Here is a 9,702-nt window from a genome sequence, read left to right as displayed (position 1 = left end):
GACCTCGCCCTCGTTCACCTCGACGGTGAAGTCCTCGAGCTTGCCCTCACCGCCCTCACCGCGCCACACCTTGAACTTTGCCTTGTAGCTCATGACTTTGCGATCCCGTCGAACTCGGTCATCTCTTGGCTGAGGGCCAGGAACGTCGGCAGCGGGGTCAGGCACCATCTGTCGGTGCGCAGCGTGCGCGCCTCAATCTGCGCACGTCGCTTCCGTGTCCTAGCCGTCGTTTGGGTCACGTCTGACCTCTCCGGGCCCGGCATGGTCAAAGTCGGCAGGCCCTTTCCCCATCCCCCGACGCCACGTTGTTGCGCCCGATGCCGGGTTTACGGTTCCGATACCTGGGTGAAGGAAAGTAGAACTACAAATTGATGATCTTAGCAATTGCCAACATGGTTGGTATGTTAAGCCTATAAGGGGTGGACGGCCTGCACCAGGCCGAGGGAGGCAGATGCATGGACGACTTCGCCGTTGAAATTCACACGGTGATCAGCGTCGCGGCAAAGAAGTTGGACGACGCTCGCACCGTGGGCGACGATCACGGCGTACAGGTGTACTCCGAACGTGTGCGCTACCTCCTCACCGTCGCCCAACGTCATGGAGTGGACACCGCTTTGTTCTCCGAGGTACGCGAGCTCCTCGAGGCTGGCCAGGCGTAACTGTGGCGATCCCGCTCGCGCAAGCCGAGGCCGACCTGTTCCGCGCTTTGGCGCATCCCTTGCGAATCCGCGTCCTTAGGCTGCTTGCGGATGGTCCACGTCCGGTGCGGGAGTTGCTGGCCGAGGTCGACGTCGATGCATCATGTCTCTCCCAGCAGCTGGCCATCCTCCGGGCTGCCGGGGTTGTCACCGCCATCCGTGGCGGCAGAAAGGTGGTGTACGCATTGAGCAGCCCGGACACTCCGGAGCTGCTACGCGCAGCGCGACAGGCACTGTTCGCGATCCTCACCACGACAGATTCCGCTGGAAAACAGAGCGATCACGCTCGCTGAACGGGGGGCCATGTCGAAGAGCGTTTCCGGACTCGAGCAGGCACGCCTGAGCCATCCCGGCTTGATCGAGATGAACAACTGGGTAGGAGAGATCGCCGAGCTCACTCAGCCCGATCGGATCTCCTGGTGCGATGGCTCGCAGGCCGAATGGGAGTACCTCACCGAGCTGTTGGTCGAACAGGGGACCTTCACCCGGCTCAATCCGACCAAACGGCCCAACAGCTTCTACGCCAAGTCCGACCCCAGTGACGTGGCCAGGGTTGAGGACCGGACGTTCATCTGCTCCGAGCATGAAGAGGACGCCGGGCCGACGAACAACTGGGTCGCGCCCGCCGAGATGCGCCGGACGTTCGGCGAGCTGTTCAAGGGCAGCATGCGCGGCCGGACCATGTACGTCGTGCCGTTCTGCATGGGCCCGCTGGGCGGCGAGATCTCCCAGCTCGGTGTCGAGATCACCGACTCGGCCTACGTCGCCGTGTCGATGCGGATCATGACGCGTATGGGCGCTGACGCACTCCGGCTCATAGCCGAGCGCGGCGAGTTCGTCAGGTGCGTCCACTCCGTCGGCGCGCCGCTGGCGGCCGGCCAGGACGACGTGCCGTGGCCGTGCAGCTCGACCAAGTACATCAGCCACTTCCCGGAAACCCGCGAGATCTGGTCCTACGGGTCCGGCTACGGCGGCAACGCGCTGCTCGGCAAGAAGTGCTACGCCCTGCGCATCGCCAGCGTCATGGCCCGCGACGAGGGCTGGCTGGCCGAGCACATGCTCATCCTCAAGCTGACCCCGCCCTCCGGCGAGACCCGCTACATCGCGGCCGCCTTCCCGAGCGCCTGCGGCAAGACCAACCTCGCCATGCTCCAGCCGACGATCCCCGGCTGGAAGGTCGAGACGGTCGGCGACGACATCGCCTGGATGCGGTTCGGCGACGACGGCCGCCTCTACGCCATCAACCCCGAGGCCGGCTTCTTCGGCGTCGCGCCCGGCACCGGCGAGAGCACGAACGCCAACGCCATCAAGACCCTGTGGGGCAACAGCATCTTCACCAACGTCGCGCTGACCGACGACGGCGACGTGTGGTGGGAGGGCCTGACGGGCACCCCACCGGTGTACCTGAGCGACTGGAAGGGCCGCGACTGGACGCCAGGTGGCGGCGAGCCCGCCGCGCATCCGAACGCCCGGTTCACCACGCCCGCCGCGCAGTGCCCGATCATCGCGCCGGAATGGGAAGACCCGCGAGGTGTTCCGATCGATGCCATCCTGTTCGGCGGCCGACGGGCGACAACCGTACCCTTGGTGGTGGAAGCTTTCGACTGGCAGCACGGCGTCTTCCTGGGAGCAGGCGTCGCCTCGGAGAAGACCGCCGCCGCCGAGGGCAAGGTCGGCGAGCTGCGCCACGACCCGTTCGCGATGCTGCCGTTCTGCGGCTACAACATGGGCGACTACTTCGCCCACTGGCTGGAGATCGGCCGCCGCAAGAACGCCAAGCTGCCGCGCATCTACTACGTGAACTGGTTCCGCAAGAACGCCGACGGCACATTCATCTGGCCCGGCTTCGGCGAGAACAGCCGCGTGCTCAAGTGGATCGTCGAGCGGCTCAACGACCAGGCGCAAGCCGTACCCTCACCGATTGGACTGCTTCCCGATCAGCTCGACATCGAGGGTCTGCAGATCAGCGAGGAGGACCTGCGCACGTTGCTGTCGGTCGAGCGCGAGATCTGGACCGACGAGGCCGCGCTCATCCACGCATACTTCCGCAGCTTCGGCGACCGGCTGCCCAAGGAGTTGTGGGAGGAATACCGTGCCCTGCTGCAACGCCTCAATGTCCCGATGCTCGCCTAAACGCGATGACCTGGTGAATCAGTGAAGAAAACGCGCGTGCGCGACACCATGACAACCGACGTGGTGACCGTCGGGCGGACCACCCCGTTTCGTCGGATCGTGGCGTTGCTGTATGCCCACGGCGTCAGCGGGGTACCGGTCCTGGACCGCTCCAGGCGAGTGTGCGGGGTGATCTCCGGAGCCGACCTTGCCGTGAACAGAACAGGTGGCGGTCCCCGAGACCCCGCCCACATCACGATCACGGCGCGGGAGCTGATGACCGCTTCCGCCCACATGATCGGTCCGGATGCCACCGGGGATGAGGCGGCTCGAGTCCTGAGGCATTATCGCATTGGACGGTCGCTCGTCGTCGGCCCGCGAAATGGTTCTGCCACGACTGCTGCGCCTGGACCCTCTCCAGTTCACCGTCCATGTCCGTGCCGGCGTCGTCACGATCTTCGGGCAGGTCGCCCGCAGATCCGTCGTGCCCACTCTGGTGGAGATGATCCGGCAGGTCGAGGGCGTTCTGCGCGTCATCGAGCGCATCGCTTATGACCTGGACGACCGGCTCTCGGCACCAGCGATCCACTGGGGAGGCCGGGCATGATTCGCAACAGGAGCCGCATATGGTTGCTGAAGTTAGCAATTGCTTACAATGATGGGCAGCGACTGTGGTTTGGTAGCAATCAAGGTCGGCGGTCACACGATCCGCTGGGAAGCAACCATGATGGGGAGAGAGCACGGTGGCCCTGCCGCTGTATCAGCTGAAGGCGGAGTTCTTCAAGACGCTCGGGCATCCCGCCCGCATCCGGATTTTGGAGCTGCTCAGTCAGCGCGAGCATTCGGTCGCCGAGATGCTCCCCGAGGTGGGCATCGAGCCTGCGCACCTGTCCCAGCAGCTCGCGGTGTTGCGGCGGGCCAACCTCGTGGTCTCCCGCAAGGAAGGTGCCAGCGTCTACTACGCCATCACCAGCCCGGAGATCGCTCACCTGATGGCCGTGGCCCGCACGATTCTCACCAGCGTGCTGAGCGGGCAGGCCGAGCTGTTGGACGACCTGCGCGCCTCCACCTCATAGACCGCGGGCGCCCGCCAGGTCTCCGGTAGCCGCTCGGCGGGCACCCGCTCACCACATGCAGACCTCGGAGGATCGACATGCGCGTTCCGCTCACTCTCGCGGTTGCCCAGCCGCTCTGCGTTGCGGCCGATGTCGCCGCCAACGCCGCGATCCATGTCGCGATGGTCCGCACTTGCGGCGCCCGCGTCGTGGTCTTTCCGGAGCTGTCCCTGACCGGGTATGAGCTGGCCGCGCCCTCGATCGTCGCCGATGACCCGCGGCTGACGCCCATCGTGCAGGCGTGCAAGGAGGAGAAGGCCGTCGCGCTGGCCGGCGCCCCGGTGCGCGGACCGGACGGCCGGGACTACATCGCCACGCTCGCCATCGACGGTACGCAAGCAACGGTGGCCTACCGCAAGATGTGGTTGCACCCCTCGGAGCTGGACCGGTTCACCTCCGGCGACGAACCCGCTGTGGTGGAGGTCGATGGCTGGCGGTTGGGCCTGGCGATCTGCAGAGACTCCGGGGTATCTGAACATGCCCGGGCAACCGCGGGCCTGGGCATCGATGTCTACGCCGCAAGCACCCTGTTCTCCTTGAGCGCGGGCAACCGCCGCGATGCCCGCATGCGCGCCATCGCCGCCGAACATCGCATCTGGGTCGCCACGGCGAGCTTCGCCGGGTCGACGGGCGGATATCCGAAGACTTCCGGCGGGTCCGGGATCTGGGCGCCGGACGGGTCGCTCACGGCTCAGGCGGGCTTGCGAACCGGCACTTTTGCGCAGGCGCCCCTCATCTGAGCCGAGCCGCCTTTCTCTTTGCCACAGTCTTAGATATATTGTTAATTGCTAACTTTCGCAAGTAAGAAGATTGGTATACGTTATGGGAGATCGGTCACCGGTTCTGCTCTGCCTGGGATGTCGGCGCCACCATCGCCCGACGGCCCTGTGCAACGGCACGTGCCCGGCCTGCGGCAGTTTGCGGCTTCTGGAGTTCAGAAAGACGGGCTTCAGGATCGGGGTGCCTGCCAAGGCACGTCTTGAGGCCAGGCCTTCGTCATGACCTTCCATTGGCGCCATTACCGACGCGACCCGATCGAGATCCTTTCGCTATCGGGCCATGCCGGGCTCAGCGTGTCTGACCTGGTCACCGCAACAGTGGCGGAGAGGCTGACACATGGTGATCGGCTGCTCGTCATCGATCTCACCGAGATGGCGGGCTGGGGATACACCGGGCGCGCGGCCATCGTCGAGGCCGTTCGCCACCTGTCGGCACATCGCCGGGTCATGCTCTGCCCACCGCGCGACAAGCTCACTCTGTGGGCGTTGCAGCACAGCGATCTGACAGTTGAGATGTGCGCCGATATCGACGCCGCACTGTCCCGGGCCGAGCAGGAGCCGGCGGCGAAGGAGGGATAGGTCGGGCAGCCAGCTTGTCATTGCCAGGGAGGGTGACGCATCCACGGCCTGCGCAGGCGCCGGCCGATGCGCCCCGCAGGGAGACCGGGATGGTCCGGGGCCGAGGCTGGTGGGACGACAACCAGCGTGGCGCGCGCGTTGCGGGTGCAGTACCGGCGCGTGGAGACCAGGAAAAGACGGCTCAACCAGTGGCGCCTTCCCCTGCCGAGCACCAGCAGATCACCTTGGCGGGCGAGTCCAACGAGATGATGCCAGGGCTCGCCCAGCCGAGCGACGCACACGACCTGCAGGTCGCCGGGGACCCCTCCCGCCACGTCGTCGAACAGCGCTGCGATCAGCTCTGTGCTCCTAGCCTCCTCCTCCAGACACGCGTCGTAATCGTAGGGCAGCGCCTCGGCGATCGGGTGGATGGGGGCGCGGCTCACGTGCACCGCGAGCAGCGGTGCACGACGCAGCCGCGCCTCCCCGATCGCCCAGGCCAGCGCCCAGCGCGAGCCAGGAGAGTCATCGACACCCACGACCACGCGCGGGCCGGAGGGTAGCGCCTGGTCCATGGCATCCTCCTCGAAGGACCCTGCCTCTATGGTGTGCCTTGGCCCATCCCCGCGCAGGCGTGCGCGGGGATGGACTTATGTCGTGACCGCGACAGCCGCCTCAGCAGCTCCTTCTGAGGCGAGCAGTATGTGTGCCCGGGCGATGGCAGCCGGGGTGTCCGGGAAGATCTGACCGTCACGGCGCAGGTGCTCGGCCACGCCGAGCGCGGCCAGAACCTGGCCATGGCGGGGCTTGATGCCCGACAGCAGCACCGTGATGCCGCGCTGTTCCAGCCGGGTGATCGCATCGCCGAGAACGTGGGCGCCGGTGGCGTCGATAGTGGTCACCCGGGACAAGCGCAGGATCACCACCCGCACGTCGGCGACCTGCGACAGCTCCAGCAGGAAGCGGTGCGCGGCCGCGAAGAACAGCGGGCCGTCGAAACGGTAGGCGACGATGTGCTCGGCCAGCAGTCGACGCTCCTCCTCGGTGTGATCCCCGGCCTCGAGAGGCACCTGTTCCACCTGGACCGTGCGGGCCACAGCCCGCAGCGCCAATACGATCGCCACCCCGATACCCAGCGCCACGGCCGTGACCAGATCCAACGCCACGGTGACCACGAACGTCAACGCCATCACCAGCGCATCGCCCCGGGTCGAGCGGGCGATCGCGCGCAACGAGCCTACCTCGACCATCCGCACCGTGGTGGCCAGCAACACCCCGGCCAACGCGGCGAGAGGGATCCTGGCGACCAGCCCGGAGGCGGCGAACACGATCACAGCGAGCACTACCGCGTGGATGATGGCCGCCACCCGGGACCGGGCGCCGGAACGCACGTTGACCGCGGTACGGGCGATCGCCGCGGTCGCGGGCACGCCACCGAACAGCGGCGCCACCAGATTCGCGATGCCCTGCCCGAACAACTCCCGATCCGGGTCGTGCCGCTCATTGACACTCATCGCATCGGCCACCGACGCGCACAGCAAGCTCTCCAACGCGGCCAACGCCGCCACGGCCAACGCCGATGGCAGCAACGCGGCCAGCGCTCCAGCGTCGAGGAAAGCCAGGGAGGGGGCAGGCAACGTGGCGGGCAGCGCGCCGATGCGGGCGACCCCGAGCCCGGCGACCTCGGCCACCACACTCGCCAGCACCACCCCGACCAACGAGAACGGCACGCCCGGCCGCCAGCGCGCACCAACCAACATCAAGGCGGCCACCGCCAGCGCCATCACCAGCGGCGCCGGGTCAGGCTCACCGGCATAACGGGCGAGCGCCGCCGCGGCCACCTGCCAGACCCGCTCGCCATCCATCCCGGTCACACCGAGCGCGGCAGGAACCTGTTGCAAGGCAATGACCACGGCGATGCCCGCGGTGAAACCTTCGATCACCGGGGTAGGCATGAACTGGGCGAACCTGCCAACCCTGGCGACCGCGAGCACGATGAGCACCACCCCGGCCAGCAACCCGACCATGAGCACCCCACTCGCGCCGAACTGGTGCATGATCGGCACCAGCACGACGGTCATCGCGCCGGTCGGCCCGGACACCTGCAGGTTGCTCCCGCCGAACACGGCGGCCAGCACCCCAGCCACGATCGCGGTGGCCAGCCCGGCCTGGGCGCCCAGCCCCGAGCTGACCCCGAAAGCCAAGGCCAGCGGCAACGCCACAATCGCGACCGTCACACCTGCCAGCAGGTCACGACGAGGATGTCGACGCGCCGCTGCCCAGTCCGAACGACGCGGAAGCAGCCCGAGAAAACGGGTGCGCAACTTCACCCCCGCCGAGCCCATACTCATCCGCGTGACTCCGCCCGCAACTCCGCCAGCAATCTGTCCTGCCCGCCCAGCATCTGGGCAAGAAGCCGCCGAGCGATGAGCAACAGGTCAGCCACATCCGGGGTCGGCAGCGCATACATCACCGTCGTCCCCTCTCGAGTAGCGTTCACCATCCCGGCACGGCGTAGCACCGCCAGCTGCTGGGACAGATTGGAAGCCTCGATATCGATCGCAGCCAACAGCTCGCGTACCGGCAACGGCCCATCCCGCAGCAACTCCAGCACCCGAATCCTGGCCGGATGCCCGAGCGTGCGAAACAGCTCGGCCTTGGCCTCATACAGCGGCAACGACATGATCAATCGGTCCGATTAGCGGGGTACCGGACGTCGACATCGTGCTGAGCAGCGATGCGCAACAGGCTCTCCAGCCGCGCGGTAAGGGCGTCCACAGCATGGTCGTCACGCACCTCACGCGCGCGCAACAACTCGGCGTCCGCCTCATCGATGCGTGCCCGAAGCTCTGCCACGAACTCGCTCACGTCCTGCCTCCCGATCCCCGACCACCGTCCAGCACCTGCCAGCAGGCGCATCGTCCCCATGATGTTGCAAATTGCAGGATTGTTCAAATTGTAAGTACGTAAGGTACTGTCGCGACCAGGACCGGGATGGCATCCATCCTCAAGTGGCGACCACGAACTGGTCGGGCGCGAGGGGGACCAGATACCATAAAGGTCGCAAATCGGTAGTGGCGGCAGGGCTCATGCGGGCCAGGGGCAAGGGAGGCAGTCAATGGGGCGGGGTCGCGCCAAGGCCAAGCAAACAAAAGTGGCTCGCGAGCTCAAATACACCAGCCACGACATCAACCTTGAACAACTCCGAGATGAGCTCATCTCCAGCGACGAGCACGAACGAGACGACCAGCGCGACGACTTGACCAAGGCTTAATGCCACGAAGAGAGGTGAGGCCTGATGCAAAAGCGCTGGTCGCAGCCATTCGGCAGCGGAGCGCAACCTCCGTGTAGACACGCCCGTCGCCCGTGCCGCGTACGTCTTCGATGACGCCCACGTTCGGCCTGCTTGCCGTCGTCTTGAATCCGTAGGTCCGGTGTGGTTATCGGCCGTCGACACGATGATCGAACGGACAGATAGCAGGGGCTGTGGCTGGAACGCTCTGCGCGCAGACGTGAGAGGTCGCCGAACGGTGTTCAACGTCGGCTGGCGATTGCCACCAGCCCTACTCCCTCGGCCGGGATGAGAGCCCCCACACCCTGATATCCGCGCCAGCCCCGCCGACTCAAGGTTGGTCACCTTCGCGACGAATTCGCGATCGGCGGGGTAGATCTCGCCTACCTCCGACCGTGACGATGGCCCGCCTGACGTGCCACTTTCCCTTATTGGCGCCGCAGGCGTCCAGGAGGGCTCGCCTGGCGCAGCCTGGGTTGACCGTCAGCCCGACCAGGGTGCGGGCGTTGTGATTGACGGGTGGCTGCCCGCCTCTGAGGCCCGGCGCTCGGTCGCCGCCACCGGGGCAAAGTAGCTCTGCGTGACGGTGGTCACGTTGTGTGGCTTGCAGTAAAAGCGAGTTGCGCGCATGTGTCTCTGCCGGTTCGCCGGGGCATTAGGCCTCCCAGACTGGTAAAAGCCGCTGATCAAGTAGTCGGTGTTCTCTTCGCGGTGGAGCAGCGGGACGAAGGCCTTGGAGAAGGCGGCCGAGGCGCGTACGGCGCGTGGCGCGCTGTTGGCCGGGGTGAGGTCCGGTACGACCAGCGCGGCGGAGGTGTTCGACCGTCGCGGTGAGGAGCTGGTGAAGAAGACCCGGGTAGTGCAGGTGCTTCGAGCCGTGCCTGGTTACGGGCCGGCGAGGGTCGCGGCGCTGATGGCCGTTTCAGGGGTGACTGAGAAGCGCCGGGTCGGCGGGCTGACCTCGCAGCAGCGGGAGCGTCTGGTGCAGGCGCTGGCCAGCTGATCGTCGTAGATCAGTCTGAGTGGGTGTTCTGTGAGCGTTCGTCAGGTCTGAGTCTGGGCAGCGCTATCTATTCGTGAGAGCTCGGTTGGGGCAGCGCGAAGAGGCCCGGTTCGGGTTCGACGACGATGCCCCGGGCGACCATGCG

At 66.4% G+C, this 9,702-nt stretch carries 13 protein-coding genes and 1 pseudogene; 10 read left to right on the top strand and 4 right to left on the bottom strand.

Going from position 1 to position 9,702, the window contains the following annotated elements:
- Positions 1-455: 455 nt before the first annotated feature.
- The 8 genes and pseudogenes from KME78_RS63165 (at position 456) to KME78_RS63130 (ending at position 5,283) form a co-directional block, all read left to right on the top strand.
- On the top strand, positions 456-659 hold the full coding sequence (locus KME78_RS63165) for a hypothetical protein (protein WP_219539868.1): 204 nt from the start codon (positions 456-458) through the stop codon (positions 657-659).
- 2 nt (positions 660-661) lie between these two features.
- Positions 662-991: an ArsR/SmtB family transcription factor gene (locus KME78_RS63160; protein WP_219539867.1), complete on the top strand. Its 330-nt coding sequence runs from the start codon at positions 662-664 to the stop codon at positions 989-991.
- Between the two features lie 10 nt (positions 992-1,001).
- Complete coding sequence (locus tag KME78_RS63155) at positions 1,002-2,831, top strand: phosphoenolpyruvate carboxykinase (GTP) (protein ID WP_219539866.1); 1,830 nt, start codon at positions 1,002-1,004, stop codon at positions 2,829-2,831.
- A gap of 48 nt (positions 2,832-2,879) precedes the next feature.
- A pseudogene (locus tag KME78_RS66930) lies at positions 2,880-3,008 on the top strand (CBS domain-containing protein); the annotation flags it as partial.
- A 184-nt stretch (positions 3,009-3,192) separates the two neighbouring features.
- Positions 3,193-3,417 (top strand): BON domain-containing protein, encoded by a 225-nt coding sequence (locus tag KME78_RS63145; RefSeq protein ID WP_219539865.1) that lies wholly within the window; start codon positions 3,193-3,195, stop codon positions 3,415-3,417.
- Positions 3,418-3,553: 136 nt separating this feature from the next.
- A complete protein-coding gene (locus tag KME78_RS63140) occupies positions 3,554-3,886 on the top strand; it encodes an ArsR/SmtB family transcription factor (protein WP_219539864.1) in 333 nt (110 codons plus the stop codon).
- Positions 3,887-3,963: 77 nt separating this feature from the next.
- Positions 3,964-4,665 carry a carbon-nitrogen hydrolase family protein gene (locus KME78_RS63135; RefSeq protein WP_219539863.1) on the top strand — a complete coding sequence of 234 codons (702 nt, stop codon included), beginning with the start codon at positions 3,964-3,966 and terminating at the stop codon, positions 4,663-4,665.
- Positions 4,666-4,923: 258 nt separating this feature from the next.
- Positions 4,924-5,283 (top strand): hypothetical protein, encoded by a 360-nt coding sequence (locus tag KME78_RS63130; RefSeq protein WP_219539862.1) that lies wholly within the window; start codon positions 4,924-4,926, stop codon positions 5,281-5,283.
- Positions 5,284-5,300: 17 nt separating this feature from the next.
- On the opposite strand, the gene KME78_RS63125 is transcribed toward KME78_RS63130, so the two are convergent.
- The 4 genes from KME78_RS63125 to KME78_RS63110 all read right to left on the bottom strand — a co-directional run bounded on the left by KME78_RS63125 (position 5,301) and on the right by KME78_RS63110 (position 8,130).
- On the bottom strand, positions 5,301-5,837 hold the full coding sequence (locus KME78_RS63125; RefSeq protein WP_219539861.1) for a universal stress protein: 537 nt from the start codon (positions 5,835-5,837) through the stop codon (positions 5,301-5,303).
- A 75-nt stretch (positions 5,838-5,912) separates the two neighbouring features.
- The gene (locus KME78_RS63120) at positions 5,913-7,607 is read right to left on the bottom strand and encodes a SulP family inorganic anion transporter (protein ID WP_219539869.1); all 1,695 of its coding nucleotides are present in this window, start codon (positions 7,605-7,607) and stop codon (positions 5,913-5,915) included.
- Between the two features lie 2 nt (positions 7,608-7,609).
- Positions 7,610-7,945 carry an ArsR/SmtB family transcription factor gene (locus KME78_RS63115; protein WP_219539860.1) on the bottom strand — a complete coding sequence of 112 codons (336 nt, stop codon included), beginning with the start codon at positions 7,943-7,945 and terminating at the stop codon, positions 7,610-7,612.
- Between the two features lie 2 nt (positions 7,946-7,947).
- On the bottom strand, positions 7,948-8,130 hold the full coding sequence (locus tag KME78_RS63110) for a hypothetical protein (RefSeq protein WP_219539859.1): 183 nt from the start codon (positions 8,128-8,130) through the stop codon (positions 7,948-7,950).
- Positions 8,131-8,380: 250 nt separating this feature from the next.
- Between KME78_RS63110 and KME78_RS63105 the strand changes: the two genes are divergently transcribed.
- Positions 8,381-8,536, top strand: coding sequence for a DUF3073 family protein (locus tag KME78_RS63105; protein ID WP_219539858.1), 156 nt, complete (start codon positions 8,381-8,383; stop codon positions 8,534-8,536).
- A gap of 715 nt (positions 8,537-9,251) precedes the next feature.
- On the top strand, positions 9,252-9,557 hold the full coding sequence (gene mihF, locus KME78_RS63100; protein WP_219539857.1) for an integration host factor, actinobacterial type: 306 nt from the start codon (positions 9,252-9,254) through the stop codon (positions 9,555-9,557).
- Positions 9,558-9,702 lie beyond the last annotated feature (145 nt).

The organism is Nonomuraea guangzhouensis (genome assembly GCF_019396345.1).
GTDB lineage: Bacteria > Actinomycetota > Actinomycetes > Streptosporangiales > Streptosporangiaceae > Nonomuraea > Nonomuraea guangzhouensis.
Note: the sequence above shows the minus strand (reverse complement) of the source record. Positions and strands in the feature narration are given on the sequence as shown.